This is a genomic window from Daejeonella sp. AP26 (assembly GCF_056680515.1).
The window spans coordinates 1,120,161-1,141,405 of record NZ_CM155286.1; the positions used below are offsets into that span (position 1 = coordinate 1,120,161).

General features: G+C 41.6%; 13 protein-coding genes and 1 pseudogene. 10 read left to right on the forward strand and 4 right to left on the reverse strand.

Annotated elements, in window-relative coordinates:
- From AC1MCB_RS04895 to AC1MCB_RS04925, 7 genes are all read left to right on the forward strand, one after another.
- Entirely contained in the window at positions 1–1,152 is a 1,152-nt protein-coding gene (locus tag AC1MCB_RS04895; RefSeq protein ID WP_479967627.1) for an efflux RND transporter periplasmic adaptor subunit, read from the forward strand.
- Between the two features lie 110 nt (positions 1,153–1,262).
- Positions 1,263–3,911: a cation-translocating P-type ATPase gene (locus AC1MCB_RS04900; RefSeq protein WP_479967628.1), complete on the forward strand. Its 2,649-nt coding sequence runs from the start codon at positions 1,263–1,265 to the stop codon at positions 3,909–3,911.
- Positions 3,912–3,929: 18 nt separating this feature from the next.
- Positions 3,930–5,153, forward strand: a complete 1,224-nt coding sequence (locus AC1MCB_RS04905) for a family 1 glycosylhydrolase (protein ID WP_479967629.1) — start codon at positions 3,930–3,932, stop codon at positions 5,151–5,153.
- A gap of 118 nt (positions 5,154–5,271) precedes the next feature.
- On the forward strand, positions 5,272–6,330 hold the full coding sequence (locus AC1MCB_RS04910) for a class I fructose-bisphosphate aldolase (RefSeq protein ID WP_479967630.1): 1,059 nt from the start codon (positions 5,272–5,274) through the stop codon (positions 6,328–6,330).
- Positions 6,331–6,391: 61 nt separating this feature from the next.
- Positions 6,392–7,327, forward strand: coding sequence for an HAD-IC family P-type ATPase (locus AC1MCB_RS04915; protein WP_479967631.1), 936 nt, complete (start codon positions 6,392–6,394; stop codon positions 7,325–7,327).
- Positions 7,261–8,487, forward strand: a complete 1,227-nt coding sequence (locus tag AC1MCB_RS04920) for a heavy metal translocating P-type ATPase (RefSeq protein ID WP_479967632.1) — start codon at positions 7,261–7,263, stop codon at positions 8,485–8,487. Before AC1MCB_RS04915 ends, AC1MCB_RS04920 begins: the two co-directional genes overlap by 67 nt.
- 100 nt (positions 8,488–8,587) lie before the next feature.
- Entirely contained in the window at positions 8,588–9,616 is a 1,029-nt protein-coding gene (locus tag AC1MCB_RS04925; protein WP_479967633.1) for a hypothetical protein, read from the forward strand.
- Positions 9,617–9,721: 105 nt separating this feature from the next.
- On the opposite strand, the gene AC1MCB_RS04930 is transcribed toward AC1MCB_RS04925, so the two are convergent.
- The 4 genes from AC1MCB_RS04930 to AC1MCB_RS04945 all read right to left on the reverse strand — a co-directional run bounded on the left by AC1MCB_RS04930 (position 9,722) and on the right by AC1MCB_RS04945 (position 15,980).
- Positions 9,722–12,157, reverse strand: coding sequence for a TonB-dependent siderophore receptor (locus AC1MCB_RS04930; protein ID WP_479967634.1), 2,436 nt, complete (start codon positions 12,155–12,157; stop codon positions 9,722–9,724).
- Between the two features lie 139 nt (positions 12,158–12,296).
- Positions 12,297–14,279, reverse strand: a complete 1,983-nt coding sequence (mobC, locus tag AC1MCB_RS04935) for a conjugal transfer protein MobC (protein ID WP_479967635.1) — start codon at positions 14,277–14,279, stop codon at positions 12,297–12,299.
- Between the two features lie 37 nt (positions 14,280–14,316).
- Positions 14,317–15,588, reverse strand: coding sequence for a relaxase/mobilization nuclease domain-containing protein (locus AC1MCB_RS04940; protein ID WP_479967636.1), 1,272 nt, complete (start codon positions 15,586–15,588; stop codon positions 14,317–14,319).
- Complete coding sequence (locus tag AC1MCB_RS04945; protein WP_479967637.1) at positions 15,543–15,980, reverse strand: mobilization protein; 438 nt, start codon at positions 15,978–15,980, stop codon at positions 15,543–15,545. The genes AC1MCB_RS04940 and AC1MCB_RS04945 overlap by 46 nt, the downstream gene beginning before the upstream one ends.
- A gap of 760 nt (positions 15,981–16,740) precedes the next feature.
- On the opposite strand from AC1MCB_RS04945, the gene AC1MCB_RS04950 reads away from it, so the two are divergent.
- From AC1MCB_RS04950 to AC1MCB_RS04960, 3 genes and pseudogenes are all read left to right on the forward strand, one after another.
- Positions 16,741–18,786, forward strand: a complete 2,046-nt coding sequence (locus AC1MCB_RS04950) for an ATP-dependent nuclease (RefSeq protein ID WP_479967638.1) — start codon at positions 16,741–16,743, stop codon at positions 18,784–18,786.
- On the forward strand, positions 18,777–20,489 hold the full coding sequence (locus tag AC1MCB_RS04955; RefSeq protein WP_479967639.1) for a UvrD-helicase domain-containing protein: 1,713 nt from the start codon (positions 18,777–18,779) through the stop codon (positions 20,487–20,489). The genes AC1MCB_RS04950 and AC1MCB_RS04955 overlap by 10 nt, the downstream gene beginning before the upstream one ends.
- 149 nt (positions 20,490–20,638) lie before the next feature.
- Positions 20,639–21,116: pseudogene (locus AC1MCB_RS04960) on the forward strand (helix-turn-helix domain-containing protein); the annotation flags it as partial.
- Positions 21,117–21,245 lie beyond the last annotated feature (129 nt).

Consider the following 21,245-nt stretch of genomic DNA (forward strand, 5'->3'; position numbering starts at 1 on the left):
ATGAAATACAGGAAATTAATTTGGGCAGCATGGGGGTTAGGTTTACTGGCGACAATAATAACAACGGGCTCTTGTACTTCCGAAAAGAATGAAAATTCTGCGCAGCACGCCGGAGGTCATTCTGATTCAGGTTCAGTAAAAAAGGAAATTGCCAATGAGGAGGTGATAACCCTGACGTCGCCTGATGAAAAAAATGCCAATATTCATGTTGATACGATCAGAACAAAAGTGATGGCTGAATATTCCACTGTGCTGGGTACTGCAAATTTCGACCAACGGAACATTAGTGTGATTACTTCCCGGATCCGGGGCAGGCTGGATAGACTGCTTGTACGGAATCCTCAGCAATATGTTAAAAAAGGGGAGCCCCTTTATTCTATTTATAGTGAGGAACTTCTAACCTATGAAAATGAGTTATTGTCTGCACTTGAGATGAAAGCGGAACCGTCCCTGCTGAAAGAATCATTAGATCTGCTTGTGGATGCTGCAAAAAAGAAGTTAGTGTTATTTGGTTTAACTAATACGCAAATTGAACAGCTGCAGAAAAGTAAGTCAGCATCCCCGTTGATTACTTTTTACAGTCCTGTTTCAGGAACTTTAACAGAGCTGGCTGTAAGTGAAGGACAATATGTAGAGGAAGGAACGGCGTTATTCCGCGTGGCGGATATGTCAATATTGTGGGTAGAGGCTCAAATGTATAGCAACGAATTAAGGTGGCTGGATGGTCAAACAACCATCATGGTTGAGTTTGATGATTTTCCTGATGAGATGTTTCCAGTTGTGCCGGTATTTGACAACCCCGCTCTGGAAGCGGATAGTAAAATAAGCCTCGTTAGGTTTCAGGTACAAAACCGATCTAATAAATTGAAGCCCGGAATGATGGCTTATGTAAATATCCGAAGGGGCGAGAAACGGACTTTGGTGATCCCGAAGAGTTCGATTGTGGTGGGCAAAATGATCTCCGCCTGGGTTAAAACAGGAGAGGGAACGTATGAAAACAGAATGATCCGACTGGGCATCCAGAATAAAAAAGAAGTGGAAGTGCTTAGTGGTTTACAAGTGGGGGAATTAATTGTGACCAACGGGGCCTATTTGCTTAACAGTGAGTTGATATTGAAAAAGGGCACAGGAATGCCCGGAATGAAGATGTAAGTTTTCGCTCAGTTGGTATGTGGCGAAGACGTTTTTCAAGGCTGCTGCTATCAAGTTACAAACGGAGTGTAGCCGGGCAAGAAACCCATTAACTGATAGATTAGGCAACCATGGAAATCGCTCACAAAGATCAGAAAATTCATGCAACCTCCGTTGAGGAATCTGTTGCATTACTAAAGAGTGACCTGGATCAGGGCTTATCTGAAGGAAAAGCCATGGAAAGCCTCGAACGTTATGGTTTAAATGCGATTGCCGAAGCTAAATCGATCACCGCTTTCCAAATACTGGTCAATCAATTTAAAAGTCCCATCGTTTTCTTATTGCTCTTTGCGGCAGCCTTGTCGTTTTGGTTTAAAGAGTGGCTCGATGGCAGCGCCATACTTCTGGTCCTCTTCATTAATGCTGCCATTGGTTTTTATATGGAAATCAAAGCAAGGACATCGATGCGGGCTTTGAAAACACTTTCGGCGATACCTGCGAAAGTTTTACGGGACGGCAAGTTAAATGAAATCAATTCTGAAAACATCGTACCCGGCGATATCATATTTGCGGAAGCAGGTGATTTGATATCGGCCGACGGCAGGATTTGCCGTTCTACCCAATTGCTGATTGATGAATCGGCCTTAACAGGAGAATCTGTACCTGTTGAAAAGAACCCCGCGACCCTAGCGGAAGAAACAATATTGGCTGACCGTATTAACATGTCGTTTAAAGGCACTTATGTTGCCAAGGGGAATGCCTGGATACTTGTTGCAGCTACCGGGATGCAAACTGAGTTAGGCAAGATCGCCACCATGGTTCATACTTCTGAACAGGCTGCATCGCCATTAGAAAAGAAGCTGGAGGCCTTTAGTAAGAAACTGATTAAAATAACCGTTGGGCTGGTGGTTGTTATTTTTGTTGCCGGTTTAATTAACGGACAAAACATAGTCGACATGCTGGAGACAGCCATTGCTTTAGCGGTGGCGGCTATACCAGAAGGTTTGCCCATCGTGGCAACCATGTCATTGGCACAGGGCATGTTAAAAATGTCACGTTATAATGTGATCGTTAAGAAGCTATCGGCGGTTGAAACCCTTGGCGGCACCAACGTAATCTGTACGGATAAAACAGGAACACTAACCCAGAATAAAATGGAAGTGGTATTTGTAAATACCCACTCCGGCACCTGGAAAAAGGATGTTCCCTTTACAGGGAAGAAAGAGCATTTGGAACTGATCATCAAGGCCGCCATCTTATGTAATACCGCCGACATTCAGTCCTCGGGAAATGAAACCCAGGAAATTGGCGACCCGATGGAAATTGCCCTCCTAAAGTTTGCGAAGGGCAATGGAGCAGAAATTGACAAGCTCCGTAAAGATTTTGTGAAAAAAGACGAGGAGCCTTTCTCCAGCGAAACAAAGATAATGGCCACCTTGAATGCGCACGGCGGCGGTTACCTTGTCTTTGCAAAAGGTGCCGCCGAAGAATTGTTATTAAAATGCACTTCGGTCTTTGAAGATAATATTGTACCCCTGGATGGATCAAAAAGGGAAAAATGGTTGGACACAGCCGACAGATTTTCTGCAACCGGGCACCGCGTGATCGCCATTGCCTATCGCGAAGCTGCTGAAATACCAATTTCATTGTACGACAACCTGGTATTTATCGGATTTGTTGGCTTGATTGATCCCCCAAGGCCTGAAGTACTTTCCGCCATAAACGACTGCAAAACCGCGGGAATTAAAGTGGTAATGATAACGGGCGATCACCCGTCCACCGCTCATTATATCGGCACGCAGTTAGGCATATCTACACCTGAGGAAGTGCCTCTCATGGGCAAAGACATGAAGAGTTATAAAGATTTGACCGAAGAAGAGAAACAACGGTGGATTAGCACTTCAGTTTTTGCCAGGGTCAATCCAGAACATAAGCTTGACCTGGTCAGGGTCTTTCAGGACAAAGCTTATGTGGTGGGTATGACTGGCGATGGGGTAAACGACGCACCAGCTTTGAAGAAATCGGATATTGGTATCGCAATGGGTCTTCGGGGGACTCAGGTGGCACAGGAGGTTTCAGATATGGTGTTAAAAGATGACTCCTTTTCCTCTATCGTAATCGCTATCAGGCAGGGACGCGCCATTTTCGACAACATTCAGAAATTTGTGACTTTTCTCCTTTCTTGTAATCTCAGTGAGTTACTGGTAATCGCCACCGCGGCCGTTATGAATCTTCACTTTCAGTTGCTGCCCTTACAAATTCTTTTTATTAACCTGATTACTGATGTATTGCCCGCCCTGGCCTTAGGAGTAACGATGGGCGGGGCCAATATTATGAAACTGCCTCCGCGAAAATCATCGGAGCCCATCATTGACAACCTCCGGTGGAGGCGTATATTCTTTTATTCGATAGTAATTGCGTTGGCAGGCATAATCGCTGTTCTTATTAATCACTATTATTTTCATAGCGGCCAGCCCTGGGATGCTGCTATGTGTAACAATGTTCTCTTTTTCACGATTATTTTTTCGCAGCTCTTCCATGTGTTCAATATGGGCACGGGTCCGTTTTTTAACAATGAGGTTATCAAAAGTAAGTATGTCTGGTTTTCAATAATTGTAAGTATACTCATCGTAGTTGTAATGATACAGATCCCTTACGTACGTGAAGCATTGAATGTAATACCCATGACGGCTGGCGAATGGGTCTTAATCCTTTTAGCTTCTATATCCTCTGTTATGGTCATCCAGTTGGAGAGGCGAATGAAATTTATTAGTGCCTGATCATATTAAAGCGAGATTATGAAACACAGATGCGATAAATTCATGTTTGCTACCGGCATTGAGAATAGTTATCCCACTATTAGCTTAACGGATGGCAGCACTTTCCGGGTTGATGAAATGCTTAAAGCTCATCATTATCAATATTGGAAGGAAGACTTTAACTTGTTGAAAGAAACAGGCCTAGAATTTTTGAGATATGGAGCCCCTTATTATTCTACGCATACCGGCCCCGGCTGCTATAACTGGAGTTTTGCTGATGACACCTTTGCACTTCTGCAGCAATTATCGATTATACCTATTGCGGATCTCTGTCATTTTGGAGTTCCTGACTGGATAGGCAATTTTCAAAATGGGGAATGGCCACACCTGTTTGCTGAATATGCCAGAGCATTTGCCGAAAGATTTCCTCATATCAAATATTACACTCCCATCAATGAGATTTATATCGCAGCAACTTTCTCCGCAAAGTACGGCTGGTGGAACGAAATGCTTTCAAGTGACCAGGCCTTTGTTAACGCTCTAAAAAATCTTTGCAAAGCCAATTTGCTGGCTATGCAGGCGATCCGGAAAGTAAATCCGGAGGCTATTTTCATTCAAAGTGAATCAAGCGAGTATTACCACGCTGAGTACCCCAACGACTGCTGTCTTGAAAGGTCTTTTTTTCTAAACGAACAGCGATTTCTTTCTCTGGATCTTATATACGGTCATCCGGTATCCTCGACGATGTACAACTACTTAGTGGATCATGGAATGAGCAGGCAGGAATATGAGTGGTTTATGAATCATGCGATAAAGAATCGATGCATCATGGGAAATGACTACTACGCCAGCAATGAACACTGGGTGCATCATGACGGTACTATCAGCAGCAGCGGGGAAATATTTGGTTACTACGCCATTACCCATCAATACTTTAGCCGCTATCGTCTTCCCATCATGCACACCGAAACAAACTGTGCCGGGCTTGGCGCACAAGTTTGGCTTAAAAAGCAATGGGCAAATGCCTGTCGGTTAAAACAAGACGGGGTGCCGCTGGTGGGATTTACCTGGTACAGTTTAACCGACCAGGTTGACTGGGACTCTTCCTTAAGAGAAAATAACGGGCACATCAATGATCTGGGCCTGTATGACCTGGCCCGGAAGATCAGACCTGTTGGAGAAACTTACAAGAAAATAATAACCGCATGGAAGGAAGTTCTTGACTTTGATTGCTGTAACTTCTACTTCAGCAATCCTCTATAAATCAGGTTAAATAAACTTGGTTAAATTTACAATACATCAGCCGGCAGCGATTGTGATTGAAGAACAAATTGCCCACTGTGACTTATTCTAGAAGACCTTTTAAAATTAGCTGGATGTTATGGAAAATAAGAAAATTACTGAGGTATTAGGCGACAAAGCCGAGTATCTGTTGGCCCATACTTGTACAACTATCGATAAAAAAATGCTTCACCTCCCCTCAGCAAATCATATTGAGGAAATATGGGTGAACAGCAATCGCAATAACCAGGTGCTGCGCAGCTTACAGGCGTTGTTAGGACATGGACGCTTGGGTGGCACCGGGTACTGCAGTATATTTCCGGTTGACCAGGGTATTGAGCACAGTGCGGGTTCCGCGTTTGCGCCAAACCCACTTTACTTTGATCCCGAAAATATAATCAAGCTGGCTATAGAAGGTGGCTGCAACGGGGTTGCTTCTACATTTGGAGTTTTAGGGATCATGAGCCGTAAGTACGCGCATAAAATTCCCTTTATTGTTAAGATTAATCACAACGAGCTGCTAAGCATCCCGATTCGTTATGATCAAACGCTTTTTGGTAACGTTAAAAGCGCATGGGATATGGGAGCAGTTGCGGTAGGCGCTACAATTTATTGGGGTAGTGCCGAAAGTACCCGCCAATTGAAAGAAATTGCGGAGGCTTTTCAAATGGCGCATGAATTAGGGATGGCAACCATCTTATGGTGCTATACCCGTAACAATGCCTTTAAGGTGGATGGGGTAGATTATCATACGGCTGCCGATCTTACCGGCCAGGCTAACCATTTAGGCGTTACCATACAGGCTGATATTATAAAACAAAAACTGCCCACAAACAACGGTGGTTATTTGGCAACTAAACACGGCAAAACGAGCCAGCTTGTTTATGATAAACTAACTTCTGATCATCCCATTGATTTAACCCGTTACCAGGTGCTTAACTGCTACAGCGGTCGGGTAGGATTGATAAACAGCGGAGGTGAAAGTTTGGGGGAGACAGACCTTCAGGAAGCGGTAATTACTGCGGTGGTGAATAAGCGTGCCGGAGGGATGGGTTTAATTCTCGGAAGAAAAGCGTTTCAACGCCCTTTTAATGAAGGGGTAGAAATGTTGAAAGCTATCCAGGATGTGTATCTGGATCGGGATATAACAATAGCATAATCTGTTTGCATTTTATTACCTTCTTTTAACACAAATAATGTAACATCATATAAGTAAAGCTATGGAGCACAAACACGTTAAACCTAAAAAGGACATGGCTAAAAGCACTTCTATTGGTGAACAAGTAAATCCGATTAAACCTGCTGAAGATCATAGAAAAATGAATCATAATGGTATAGAGCATGAACACAAACCAACAATGGGTATGGATGGCCATGACCACCATGCCATGATGATTGCTGATTTCAAAAAGCGCTTCTACATCACGCTGTTTCTTAGCATTCCCATTGTATTGCTATCGCCGATGATTCAGCAATGGCTTGGTGTACAATGGATGTTTCCCGGTTCCATGTATATCCTTTTTGGCCTATCCACTATTCTATTTTTTTATGGAGGATGGCCGTTCCTGACCGGTTGGGTCTCGGAAATGAAAACCTGGAATCTGGGCATGATGACCCTGATCGGCTTTGCCATTTCGGTAGCTTATATCTATAGCGTAGCTACCGTTTTTGGCCTGGATGGAATGGACTTCTTTTGGGAGCTGAGCACTTTGATCCTGATCATGCTGTTAGGGCATTGGATCGAAATGAAATCCGTTGCCGGAGCCTCGAGGGAGCTGGAATTATTGGTCAAGCTAATGCCGGCCGAGGCGCATATGGTAATAGGAAAAACTACTGAAGAGGTTCAAACGGATTCACTAAAAGCTGGTGATGTGATCCTAATCAAGCCGGGTGAAAAGGTAGCGGCCGATGGAAATATTCTCGAAGGCGAAAGTTATTTGAATGAGTCTATGCTTACCGGTGAATCAAAACCGGTGAAAAAAGCAACAGGTGAAAAGGTGATTGCAGGTTCTCTCAACGGGAACGGTTCACTAAAAGTAACGGTTCTTCATGCCGCAGCAGATTCTTATCTAGCGCAGTTGTCAAGTTGGTGGAAGATGCACAGAAAGATAAATCAAAGACCCAGTTATTGGCAGATGTGGCTGCCAAATGGTTAACCATTATTGCTTTGATTGCAGGGATTGGTACTTTTCTCTTTTGGTGGTTGGAAGGGGAACCTTTAGCTTTTGCTATTGAAAGGATGGTAACCGTAATCGTGATCTGTTGCCCGCACGCTTTAGGATTGGCGGTTCCGTTAGTGGTGGCTAAATCTACTGCTCTTTCTGCACAAAATGGCTTGCTGATTAAAAATCGAACCGCCTTTGAAGAATCGCGGAAGATCAGCACCCTGGTGTTTGATAAAACGGGAACTTTGACCATTGGCAAGTTTGAGGTGTCGAATGTTGTGGTAATTGATGCACAGATTAAAGAAGAAGACTTACTTAAATATGCTGCGGCTTTAGAGGGAAATTCAGAGCATCCCATTGCCACTGGTATTATGGCGCTAGTGAAAAAAAGAAATATTACCATACCGGAAGCTAAAAATTTTAACGCCATCACAGGCAAAGGAATTGAAGCAAACGTAGAGGGAAAGCAAATAAAAGTAGTAAGTCCGGGATATCTTAACGAGAATAATATTGAAGTCCCATCAAACTTTAAAAGTGACTCCAAAGAGACGGTCGTATTTATCATCATGGATCGAAAATTAATCGGGTATATAGCCCTGTCAGATCAGGTTCGGCCTGAATCTGCTGAGGCCATTCAGACCCTCAGGGATAATGGAATTAAATCGTTTTTATTAACCGGCGATAATGAAAGAGTAGCCAAAAGTGTGAGCGATACGCTGCAAATGGATGGTTACATGGCCGAAGTTCTCCCGCACCAAAAGCTGAATAAGATTAAAGAATTGCAAAGTAAGGGAGAATTTGTTGCTATGACCGGTGACGGTGTAAATGATGCGCCGGCTTTAGCACAGGCCAATATCGGGATCGCAGTTGGATCGGGAAGCGATATTGCTGCGGAAACTGCAGGAATAATTTTGGTGAACAGTAACCCTAAAGATATCGTCAACCTGATATTATTCGGCAAGGCTACTTATCGTAAAATGATGCAAAACCTAGCCTGGGCAACTGGTTATAATGTTATTGCATTGCCTTTAGCTGCGGGAGTTCTGTATCACTGGGGTATTCTTTTAAGTCCTGCGGCAGGTGCAGTATTAATGAGCCTAAGTACAGTAATTGTAGCGATTAATGCGAGTATGTTAAAGGTCAAATCATAACATTAAACAAAATATAGAAAAAATTAATCTCATTTTAAATAGGGATATTACCAGCTAATTTTAACACTACTTCCCTATATTATCTTTTTAATCAAATCTTATGTTGAAATCAGTATTTATCTTCCTTTTGATTATCTCGTTGAAATCCAGTGCTGCTGATATCCAGGGGCAGCAACCAAACTTAGCAATAGACACTAAAGGAATTGTAAGAATGGTTTATGGCGAGGGAGAAAAGATTTATTGTATTACCTCGAACAATAACGGCACAACATTTTCAAAACCGGCACTGGTGGGACAAATTCGAGGTATCCATTTGGGTCATACCAGAGGACCACAAATTGCTTCTTCCAAGAACTACAGTATGATCACGGCCATTGATGAGCAGGGCAATATTCATTCCTATATACTTGATCATTTGAGCAAGATTTGGGAAAAATCAGCTAAGGTTAATGATTACAAAGATTCTGCAGTCGAGGGATTAATGGCCCTTACGGCGGATAAGGAAGACAACTTTTACGCAACCTGGCTTGACATAAGGCTGGCGAAAAAAAACAATATCTATTTTTCGTCAATTAATGGAAATTCATCTGTCTGGAGCAAAAACCTCCTGGTCTATAAATCACCCGATGAACATGTTTGCGAATGCTGTAAACCCAACATTGCCTTCAATGACGGTAAGCTGGTGGTCAGTTTCCGTAACTGGCTGATAGGTTCAAGGGATATCTACTATGCTGTTTCAAGCAATAGAGGCAAAATGTTCAGTGCGCCACAAAAATCAGGAAAGGGAACCTGGCGGCTGAATGCATGCCCCATGGATGGCGGTGGATTAGCTGTAAACGAGCGGGGAATTGTTTCCGCCGCATGGCGCCGAAACAGTGATGTTTTTTATTCATCTGGCAACCAGCCGGAGCAAAAACTAGGTTCGGGCCGGGATGTGAGTATGGCTCAAAGCAAGGGAAAGACCTTTGTGGCATGGCAGGATAAAAATAAGATCCGGGTTATGGACCTCAACACTAGGCGAACTGCAGAAGTTGGCAAAGGAGTTTCACCAAGAGTATACTTACTCTCTAATGGTAAAGCTATTTGTGTATGGGAGGATGATAAAAACGTTAAGTATAAGGTGATTTAAGTATTTTATGAGCTGCCTCGTTATATTTGAGGCAGCTGCTTTGTTTAATACAGTTGTCGAGCAATAAGTAGTTCGCTCAAATAGAAAAAGCCAGCGATAAATTAGTTAAAATTTATAAGATAGCGTCGCTGCAAATTGTCTTGGAGGAATGGGATTTATACTATAATTCTCATGAACATAATAACTAAGCGTATTGGTTAGATTTGACACTTTCATTAACATATTAATTCTTTTGAATGAGTAACCGGCAGATATATCTACAGTAGCAAAATCCGAAACGGGTATTATTCTTGAACCGGTCTGAGTTTGCCCGATAGTATTGTTCCATCCACCCAACCTTTTCCCAATATAATTAGTTGTAGCCCCAAGCCTTAAACCTTTAACATAAAAGTTGTTAAATGTATAAAATGCACTTGCGTTTGCCGTGTGGGCAGGACTATTCACAAGGCGCTGACCTTCAATATAATTGCCTATAGCATCAGGCGTATTGGTATATCGCATGTAGTTATAGCTGTACCCGGCAATAAGATCTAAACTCCTGAAGGGATGACCTATTAAATCAATCTCCAGGCCTTCACTTGTGGTTTGACCTGTCAGTTCTTTTAAACCGCTATTTGTATTTGGAGTAATCCCATCTGCTAAAAAAGGTGCGGTTTGAGCAAGGTTGTTGTTAACAATTCGATAAGCTGTAAAATTAGCAGAAATGATACCTTTGAAAAGATCATTTTTCACACCAATTTCATACTGATCAATCAGTGACGGGTTCAAACTGTTACCGTTTATATCAGTACCGGAGTTTATACTAAATGAATTGGCATAACTTGCAAAAAACGAAGTGAAACTGGTAGGCTTATACACAATTCCAAAGTGTGGAGAAAATGCCTTATCATCTTTCTCTTCAGCTTTAATTGCTGTATTAGTTATCAAATCAGTTGTTTTTGCCGCAAGTGCTTTTTGATAAGACCATCGCAAGCCTGCTAATACATTAAGCTTGGGCGTAATTTTCATTAAGTCATTTATATAGATACCGAAGCGATTACTAGGGGTGACCGCTACTCTTATGGGGTTCATAACCGGCATATCAGCACGGGCACTATATTTAGAAGGATCCAGAATATTAATAATATCATAGTTGGCAGGTCTACGAATATTTTGCTCGTCAAGATATTCAAAGTTTCCCTTTACCGTTTCCGTATACGTATAATTTGTATTCAAATACCTGTCGGCATCAGCACCTACCAGTAAGGTATGATCAATAAAACCTGTTTTCAGTTTTCCCTTTAGATTGATTTGTCCTGTATAATAACTCTCTGAAGTATTCGATTTTCCAAGGGGACGTGTCCAGTCGCCGTTTTCAATCGGTTGAACTCTTTCTACCGTTTGAAATTCTCTCTTATATTTCTGATACGCTCCGGTTATGTCTAAACTCAATGATTCTGAAAGTTGGTGAGTTAAGTTTGCAGATGCAGTTGCTTGCCGGGTTTTTCCGTTTGCCCATGAAGTTCCTAAAAATCTATTTCGGGGTACATTGGTAATCCTGTTATTAATTGCACCTATACCGAAATCCGGAGTGTAATTGTCTTTTAAATAATCACCCTGCACTGTTATCTGAGTTTTATTTCCCAATTTAAAAAGGAATGAAGGATTCAGATAATACCGGTTCGATTCAACTTGATCTCTAAAGCTGTTTGATGCTTCGTAAGAGCCTATGAAACGGTAAGCAACCTTAGAACTAAGTGGTCCATAAACATCTATTGAAGGTTTGTACAAATCATAGCTTCCGGCACGCAGAGAAAGTACCGCTCCATGTTCGAACTCAGGCTTTTTAGTAACCATATTAAGAATACCGCCGGGAGACACGTTTCCATATAAAATAGCTGCACTGCCTTTTAAAACTTCCACCCGGTCTAAAGAACTTACCTCAGGCATGGCGCCGGTATTTATTCTAGATCCGTTCTTGAACATATTGGTACTGCCAAAGCTATATCCTCTGGCATAAAAGGTTTCCTGAGTACTTCCCCTTGTGGTTCCCAGGTAAACACCATTTACGTTCTTCACGACATCGCTTAATCGCTGTGATTGCTGTGTCTCAATAATATCATGACCTATGATAGCAATACTTTGAGGAAGATCCATTGATGCCGCCGGTAATTTCCCGATTGATACAGGTTTTTTATTGGCGCTATTCCAGCCAGTAATAATTACTTCTGGTAAATACGCTGCACTTTGAGCAACAACAAAGTCAACATACACTGTTCTTCCCGCGATAATTTCTACTGTTTTTTCCTGAGTTTGTAATCCAATGGAGGAGCTTATTAAAGTATAAATACCCGGTTGAACCCCTGCAATTTTATACGAGCCATTTTCAATTGTTAAGGCGGACTTATTGATTTCTTTAAAACTTACTTTAACGTAAGAAGCAGGTTTCCCATCATTCGATTTAACAGTTCCCTTTATGTTCCCGGTTGTTTGGGCGAAAGACGCCCGACTCATAAAGGCTATAGCAACAATAAAAAAAGCTGTAGTAAAAGAAGTTTTCATTTGTTATTTAGATTGATTCTAAATGCAAAAGTAAATACTTAAACGGATCAAGCAACTTTATTTAGAATTATTCTTAATAGCCCGGTGAGATACCACAATCAATCAATAACAATACATCAATGACTTTTAGTGATTGGAGTTATGTTGACAATGCCGGTCCTGAATCGTCGTTTATGTTTGACGAGATTAACGCTAGCTCATTAGATATCAATTCCCGAATATCTTCTTTGATCCTTTTGTAGTTCTCCAAAACGCTTTCTGCGGTAACATGCTCTACAATAGGAAGGGATCTATATCGATTCTCTTCATTTCTGATAGTTTTGTGGTTGTTTTGAATTTCGCAATTGAATACCTTAAGCTTAATTTTACAATCGGGGTTATCAGCCACGATACCGACAAATTCTCCAGATGATAAAGCGGATATCTTTGCTGCAGGAATGGCGTATTCTAATTGCGTCGATTGAGTGGTGGAAGTATCTGAGCTATTCATTGTCATACTGTTTCTATCCTGAAGGATCTTTCCAAAGTTCTCCGATAACCTTCGGGCTGTGTCGCCTGTGACTTGCCCGCTGATAATATTGCCGACGATACCGGTAATAACCTCTGCTTCATCTGTGCCGTAATCTTTTTTGAGCTGGCTAAAATCCTGTACTGCTAACGTAGTGGCGACCTTATTCGAACGTGCCGTTGCAATGAGGCTGTCGATATTATTAAAGTATATCGTTGGAAACTCATCAAATACCAAACTGCTCTTAAGCTGATCTTTGCGATTTACCAGTTTGATCATCCGCGAAATGTACAATGAAAGCACTGCACCGTAAGTTTGCAGTTTCTGAGGGTTATTCCCAACACAGACAATTTTTGGCTCTTTGGGATTGTTCACATCAAGCGTAAAATCGTTGCCGGATAAAACATAATACAATTGTGGGGATGATAACCTGGCCAGGCCAATCTTAGCGCTCGCAATTTGTCCTTCCAGTTGTTCCTTCGCTTTATTCTGAAAGGCCGATACAAACGGATTGATCAGCACCTTGATCTCTTCCTGGGTTTGCAGTATAGCAAACAAGGGATCATAATCGGCCTGCATCAGTTCAATAACATGGGGCAGAGTACAATACTTTCCGTTTTGATAAGTACGCAGGTACCAGATAATCGCCGTCAGAAAGTTAATAGGTGATTCGACAAAGAAGTCGCCCTGCTTTTTTATCCATTGCCTGTTTAAGCCCAGCATAATCGTCCTCGAGGCTTCTGTAGCATCGGTGATATCTTCCATACCGGCAGGATCTAATGGATTACATCGGTGTGAACGGTTTAGATCGTCAAAGTTGATTACATAAAATGATGGTCTGATTTTATAATTCTTTTGGTATTGTAGAAGCTTATTGAAAGTTATTTTGGTCAGGTCATCGTATTTAAAGTCATAAATGAACATGCAAAAGCCTTTTTTAATGTGCTGATCTATGATGTGGCGGATCACAAAATAACTTTTACCTGCACCTGGCGTTCCAGCCACTAATAAGCCGCGGAATGGATTAATGAAGTTGATCCAGCTTTCGCGGATTGTTCCTTTTAAGCTATATCTGGCAGGCAGGTTTACAGAATATTCATTTTCCAATAACCGTTCTTCTTGGGGAAAAGTCTCGTTTACCGTATTAAAGATGTCTTTTTGTAAGTTCAACTTGATGAGACGGGATAAATAGGTTCCACCGGTGGTGATTAACAGGAATCCAATTAGGGTGGATAACATATAGCTAATGGCAATAGTAGGAACTCCGGCATTTATAGAAAAGCACAGGTCACTTAAAAAATAGATTAAGCAGCCTGTTACCAGGAAGACCAGGATTTGGTTTATCCTGATTTTTTCATCCTTTTTCCCTTTGGCCCCAATCAATGAAATGGATAGAAATAACAACGCAGCCAGCTTGGGCTTAACAATTGTGCTGAATAGGCCGGTCTTTGCCATATTTTCAATAATGCGGTCTGTAATTTCTGCCGTCAAGCCCCAATGCAGGAAAGCTTTATAGCAGCAAAAATAAAAATGGATGCTTAATATTGTGATACTGATAAACCTTGTTAAATCAATGATCTTGCGCAACCCCTGGGTATCTTCTCCTGTGTTCATTCATTATCTTATTGGATGTATGTATATGGATCAATGTCTATAATGACATTCCTGTCTGTTTCTTTCTTTTCCTCTTTCTAGTGGGAATTAAAGGTGATGTATAGTCTTGTTGGGGTCCGTTCAGCAAGGCTTCTAGGTAACCTAAATCTTCCGACGGCTTCAGATAAGTTTTGGCTGGTTTGGGTTGTTCCAGGTAGTTTGTCGCTTTTTGCTGTAGCAAATAGCTTTTCCCTTTCGGCTTAAGCGGCTTATCCGTATGACCTAAGCGTTCCATGATGCCTTTAGCAGTGTAGTGTTTCCCCAGATCACTGCCATTGAAAACCGTTTTGTTCTTATTGTCGATAAAAGTTAAGCCGAAAACATATCCTTGTTCGTTCTGCCGGAATACCACGCGGACGTCTTGTTTTTGCAGTTCAGCCTGAAAAGTAGCTCTTGAAATCTCGATGTACTGGCCAAATACCTTATCTATCTGTTTTTTCAAATCGTCGCGGTAAGGCATCCTTTGTTCTTTGTTCCTGTCAAATTGCAGTTCCAGATTTGCTAACGTAGGCTCGCCGTATATTAAGCTGGACTTAATTGGTATACCGACTTTATTGTTTTTTTCATCCAGAAGGGAATAGATCAGTCCTTTCTTTTGAAACATCATGGTATCTTCTTTTCCACGGTCGGCGGTGACATTAAACTGCTTTAGAATGGCATTGAATTCAGCAAGGGATGTGAATTTATAAGTGTGGCTTACCGCATTCACAATATTAGTAATTGCCCGTTTCGTCGGTACTTTTCCATAGACTGCCTTTTCAATATCCGCGGCCTTAATCCCCAGGGTGTTGCTTGATGTTCTGCCTTCGGCCTGTGTTAACTTAAATTCCAGCTCCAGTTCCTTTCTTGCCGTTTGAGAGACTGTCCTGCCAATACCATGTATATCAATCCGCTTTCCATCTGGTTTAATGGTAACCGTTGCAATGTGCAGGTGGGGGTGGGCAGCATCGAGGTGTTTGTATATTAAATAAGGCTGCTCACCAAACCCTATTTTAGCCATATAAGCTGTGGCGATTTGTTGCAGTTTTTCATCACTTAGTTTGTCTTCATTGGCAAAGTTGAGGGAAATATGCAAAGCGTTTGTTTTAACTCTTCCATTCAGCATGGTGAGGTTTTCATACCGTCGAACCTTACTTTCAAGGCCCAGTTTGATTACGTCGGAGGCAAAGCCGCTTGCCATGATTAACCTGGCCTCTTCTAGATTAACCTTATTCTCGTTATAATTCAGGATTCCCCGGATGCTTTTACCGCTTGTGATTTTTGCAACCATTTTTCAGCCAGTTGGGATATAAGTGTCAGCAAGTCTTCAACCTTGCTATCTGTTTTTTGATAAAGTATAGCTGTCCGACTGGCGTAGAAAGCCCGTTCAGCTTCATTTTGACTGGTATGGAAGTATTTGGTTTGCTGATTGATATTAATACCAATAGCCTTTAGTTCTTTGCGGATCAGTGCCATTTCTTCCATAGGAGCGTTAAGGGATATATCGCGGTAAAAACAATTAATTTTTTTCTGGGTAAGGATTTTCCGGGCGACTTCACCAACGGATCCGCAGTCGCTTTCTTTCTGCAATTTTTCCAGCCGCTTAAAAACAGACTCGGTTACCCTGATGATAATCGGCTTACTTAAGATATCTTCCGGGTTAGCAAGTTTTTTCCTGGGCATACATATCTCTTTTAGAAAGTTCCAGACTTTGCAAGTTCCGCAGCAAAGTCCCCGGCTCAAGTCCGGCAAGATGTTTTCGTATACGAAAATACATCTTGCTGCACACCCGCGTGGGCAAACACTGACCTAACCTAAGCTTTTTAGAAGCTGGGTTTATATTTATCGATTGTTCGATTGGCTCTTATGAAAATGATGAAAAGATCATTGAATAGTTAAATCTTAGTATCCACTTTGTGTGTCTTTTTTAAAGGAATACCGGAGCGTAATAAGTGGCGAATCCGATGTCGTGGTTCTTTTGGCATACGCTTAATTCGAGGTTGGTAGGGGTGAATTAATTCGGAGGCCGTTAGGTCGGTGGGTGCTAGGATATTTGTCATTGCTTTGAGGTTTGTAAAGCCAAAGTTTCGAGTAGTTTTTTAGGGTGTCTCACACTAGGTTAACAAGGTGTTAAAGATTTCTTTTAGAAGGCTACACATTCGTGATTTTCGGACGATTTAAAGAAAAGCTAATCATCCCGTCGGTAGGCTGCTCGCTCAAATCTACAAGAACCAGCTCTGTACAAAAAAAATGGTGATACACCGCCCAAGTAGTTGCTTAATAAGCAATTAAAGAGAAGAACTGGTATTTCTAGGAATAGCTCTGCTATTTAACAGGTCTTTGATTTGAGTTTACTCCCTCATAGACGGTTCACTATATCCAAAGACTGTGATGTCGTATGAACTAAAAACACTTAACTTTAAAAACTTAAATTTATCCTCCTATGTATATATCGTCTATAACCATATCAGGTTTTAGGAACTTTTCCGCTACGTCCGTAGATTTCCAAGAGGGCGTTAATGTTATCATTGGACATAATAACGCAGGTAAGACGAACCTTTTAAAGTCTATTTCACTTATTTTGGATGGACCAACTTCAAGGAAATTGGAAATCGATGATTTTAATAAAAATGTGGACATAGAGGAATTAAAAAAAAATCCACCACGCGTCCAAATTTCTCTGGAGATCTCGGAAAGTAAAAACGAGAATCTTGCAGGTGATGATCTTGTAACTGTAGCCAACTGGCTCGTAAAAATGGAATCTCCATATTTGGCGAGGCTTACATACGAGTTTTTTCTTCCTCAAGGGGAACATGATGATTACTGCAATCAATTGCTAACGGCAAAGGATAGCAAAGATGCTTGGAATATTATTAAACATAACTTTTTAAGAAAGTACATATACAAAATATATGCAGGAAATCAGGATCTTAAGATTACCGCAGATGCTGATGGTATTGGGAAATTCGACTACCAATTTCTGAATGCAATCAGGGATGTCGAACGGGATATGTTTACTGGCAGAAACACTTTGCTAAGGGAAGTTGTCGATTTCTTCATCGATTATGAGATTAAGAACAATGGTAAAACACCACAGGAAAAACTTCATGAGCTAAAGGTGCAAAAGGAGCTATTTGCCAAAAGTGCAAATGAGTTGCTTAAGATGCTTCAGGATAGAATGAAAGAGGGTCAGGGCCACATCCTGAAATATGCCAAGGATACTGGCGCATCCTTTAACGAAGCAGCCCCAGATTTCGATGGAAGTATTTCTGAGGCTGAGCTATATTCTGCCCTTAGACTGATAATCAGGTACGCTACAGGTATAGAAATTCCGGCTACACATAACGGTCTTGGCTATAATAACCTAATATTTATGTCACTGCTGCTTGCGAAAATGCAAGTGGATACCAATGGTGATTACCTAGGTAGCAATGCGAAAGTATTCCCGATTTTAGTGATAGAAGAGCCAGAGGCACATTTACATCCTGCGATGCAGTATAAATTCCTTAAGTTCTTAAAGGAGAATGTACAAAATAAAGCCCGCCAGGTCTTTATTACATCGCATTCCACTCATATCACATCAGCGGTTTCATTGGATGAGATTATTTGCTTCAGCGAGCATGAGAATAGGCTGAGTGTGGGTTATCCTGGGAAAGCTTTCTCCAATAGCGTAGAGGATATAAAATCTAAAGCTTTTGTTCAACGTTTTCTAGATGCAACGCGTTCGGATATGCTATTCGCTAAAAACATCATTCTCGTAGAGGGGCTTGCAGAACAGTTGCTGCTTTCAACAATGACCAAATACCATGCTAAGTCCCTTGAAGATGTGCACGTGGCTGTCATCAATATCGGGGGGCGATACTTCGACCATTTCCTTAAAATGTTCGACCATCCTAAACCGAATACAATTGCCAAGCGCATATCTTGCATCACAGATAGGGATCCTGAACAGCAAAAGCCGGGAGAACGTTCAAAAGCCTGTTATCCATTTGAAACCAATTTGCAACCCAGTTATTTATATAAAGAAACGTCTGGTATAAATTTATCGCTTTATAGTGCGCATCCTTCTGTCCGCTTTTTTACCCAAGACCAACTGAAAGGTAAGACATTGGAATATGAGTTGTTGTTCTATAACCCGACCTGTAAATTGTTATTGACTGAATCTACTGGAAATTTGATGGAACTGGAAATGCTTATGGATGCTATAGTTGCCGGAAAGGATCTTGCACAGATCGAGTCGGAAAATATTTTGAGGGACACAACCGAAAACCAAAGAATTTTAGATGCTTTAAAGTCAGGGCCACTTGGATGGTCTTCCACAGAAATACTTCATTCATTGGTTGCGGCTAGATACCTCAACTCCGTCGGAAAAGGAGAAAATGCGCTCGAGCTTGCTATTGCTCTTGAGGCCAATCTGATTGAGGCAACTCCCGTTGCTTTCACTGTTCCAAAATATATTACTGATGCAGTTGATTGGGTATGTCCGTAAATATTATCAACTCTGAAAGCATCCTCTCTGATTTTGAGACTCATTTTAAGGTCTCCGCTGGTCCGGGGGCTGGTAAGACAAAATGGCTAGTTGGGCAGATTAACAACGTGCTTACCAATTCTAAGAGACTAGGGATTTCTCGAAAGATTGCCTGTATTACCTACACCAATGTAGCGGTAGAGACAATTACAAAAAGACTTTGTGATGGCATTCACCAGGTGGAAGTTACCACCATACATAGCTTTCTTTATAAATATGTGCTGAAACCATATGCACACTTTCTCCCGGCGAGTTATGAACTCGACGCTTCTAGGTTACGAGGGCATGATGACAAAGTGTTAACCAGCTTTTCTTTTTTACGCGATTGGAAAGTGCGTACCGGACAAGCCAGGATACGGGATGACAAGGCTGTCGCAAATGCACTTCATTCTCTACGTTGGACTTTCAATACCGGTGGCAATTTGGTGGTAGGAACAAAATATCCACATAGGGCAGATGGTTATAGTATAAAGAACGCTTCATATTTGGAGTATAAAAAGATGGCTTGGTCTAGAGGGGTTATCCATCACGATGATGTTCTTTACCTATCCTTTGAACTTATTGGGCTTTTTCCTTTTATCTTGGAGGTTCTTAGAGCAAAGTTCCCATATTTCTTTATTGATGAATTTCAGGATATCAGCCCGATACAATTGATTCTGCTTAACAAGATATTGGAAAAAGAGACGGTTGTAGGTGTAGTTGGCGATAGTGCGCAATCGATTTATGGCTTTATGGGAGCAGAGCCAAATCAGTTCAGTAATTTTTCGCCCACGAACATACGAGCGTTTGAAATACAGGACAATTGGCGGAGTACGAAAAGGATTGTTGATTTATTAAACCTAGTCCGAACGGATCTCCGCCAGGACGCTAAACGAGGTATTGATGGAAACAAACCAATAATATTGATAGGAGATAAGATAAAGTGTCTTCAGAAAGTTTTGTCAGATACACGGAGCGAGGATGTTTGTACTTTATCGAGGGATAACCTTATTGCAAATTCTATCAGGAAAGGTATTTCCACCAGCGTCGTGAGAAATATGCTTCTAGAACTTTCTTTAGGTGATTCAAATTCCCAAAGAAGAAGAACTATATTGTGGTGCGCCAGAGGTATCGAGTACGCCGAACAAGGTTATTTTAAGGAAGCTCTAAAAGAGATAGGCAAGATTAATGATATCGAAGATGAGCAGAAAGCAATTAAGCGTAGTCTTGAAATATTGAAAATATTGTTAAAGGGGAAAGATAATTTTGCAGGTGAAAGTATTATGTGTCTCTATGATTTTATAAACTCATCCAGTATTGCAATATTGTCAAAACCAACCGGAACAGCGATTAAAGATCTCTACAATAATGCAACCTATCTGGATCTCGCAGTGTGTATTAATGCTGTCAACGAGTCATTGCCGTATAGAACTATTCACAAATCAAAAGGGGATGAATTTGATTGTGTTTTGCTTGTGCTCTCTGAAGATGAAACTGGAACATTCAACGAAAATGAGGAGTTGGAATTTCTATTGAATCCCGAATTAAGTAAGGAAGAAAACAGAATAAGATATGTAGCAATCAGTCGGGCCAAAAATCATCTTTACTTGAGGGTGCCAAGTTTGTCAGCTGCCAATTACACACTGCTGACTGCTAAAGGATTTGATATTTTGGCATGCCCCTAACAGCATTTCTATTTAATAAGCCATCTATTGTCCAATCCATAATGAAAACAGTATCAAAATATTTTCGGAAAAAAAGCATAACATTTTCGACATTCCATAAGCACGATGCCAACACTGCTTTGCATAGAATAACAACTGGATGAAAACTAATCCAGGCTAAGTTAGGACTGCTGAAGCTGGCAGAGCAGTTAGGCAGTGTTTCTGAAGCGTGTAAAGTAATGGGCTATAGCCGGGACAGCTTCTACCGGTTTCAAAAATTATATGAAGAAGGCGGCGAACTCGCTCTTTGGGAAATCAGCCGCCGCAAGCCCTTGCTCAAGAACCGGATTGAAACGGAACTGGAACAGGCGGTCGCCGCTTACGCCATGGAAGAGCCGGCTCAAGGGCAAACTCAGAGCCTCCAACGAATTGTGCGAAGCGCGGTGTATCGGTAGGTCCCTCAACGATTCGGTGTGTGTGCGCCATGATTTGGAAACGTTTCCCAAAAGGTTAAAAGCGCTGGAAGCCAAGGTGGCCTACGATGAAATCCTGCTGACCGAGTCTCAGGTGGCTGCCCTGGAACGCAAGAAAGCCGAACAGGAAAGTCGCGGGGACATTGAAACCCATCATCCGGGATACCTTGGAGCTCTAACGTAACAAGAGGCGTAGAACTGTCTTAGCGTTACTTCACGTGTCATAATTCATTTCTTGAATAATACTTAAAGTTTGTACTTCAACGGATTGGCTTTTTGTCTTTCTATTCGGGGCCTAGCGGTT

What these genes read in the sequence shown, in the direction of transcription:
- AC1MCB_RS04945 (WP_479967637.1), bottom strand. Translation starts at nt 15,980, where the DNA reads ATGCCCAGGAAAAAACTTGCTAACCCGGAAGATATCTTAAGTAAGCCG.
- AC1MCB_RS04940 (WP_479967636.1), bottom strand. Translation starts at nt 15,588, where the DNA reads ATGGTTGCAAAAATCACAAGCGGTAAAAGCATCCGGGGAATCCTGAAT.
- AC1MCB_RS04915 (WP_479967631.1), top strand. Translation starts at nt 6,392, where the DNA reads ATGGAGCACAAACACGTTAAACCTAAAAAGGACATGGCTAAAAGCACT.
- mobC (WP_479967635.1), bottom strand. Translation starts at nt 14,279, where the DNA reads ATGAACACAGGAGAAGATACCCAGGGGTTGCGCAAGATCATTGATTTA.
- AC1MCB_RS04900 (WP_479967628.1), top strand. Translation starts at nt 1,263, where the DNA reads ATGGAAATCGCTCACAAAGATCAGAAAATTCATGCAACCTCCGTTGAG.
- AC1MCB_RS04930 (WP_479967634.1), bottom strand. Translation starts at nt 12,157, where the DNA reads ATGAAAACTTCTTTTACTACAGCTTTTTTTATTGTTGCTATAGCCTTT.
- AC1MCB_RS04955 (WP_479967639.1), top strand. Translation starts at nt 18,777, where the DNA reads ATGTCCGTAAATATTATCAACTCTGAAAGCATCCTCTCTGATTTTGAG.
- AC1MCB_RS04905 (WP_479967629.1), top strand. Translation starts at nt 3,930, where the DNA reads ATGAAACACAGATGCGATAAATTCATGTTTGCTACCGGCATTGAGAAT.
- AC1MCB_RS04950 (WP_479967638.1), top strand. Translation starts at nt 16,741, where the DNA reads ATGTATATATCGTCTATAACCATATCAGGTTTTAGGAACTTTTCCGCT.
- AC1MCB_RS04895 (WP_479967627.1), top strand. Translation starts at nt 1, where the DNA reads ATGAAATACAGGAAATTAATTTGGGCAGCATGGGGGTTAGGTTTACTG.
- AC1MCB_RS04910 (WP_479967630.1), top strand. Translation starts at nt 5,272, where the DNA reads ATGGAAAATAAGAAAATTACTGAGGTATTAGGCGACAAAGCCGAGTAT.
- AC1MCB_RS04925 (WP_479967633.1), top strand. Translation starts at nt 8,588, where the DNA reads ATGTTGAAATCAGTATTTATCTTCCTTTTGATTATCTCGTTGAAATCC.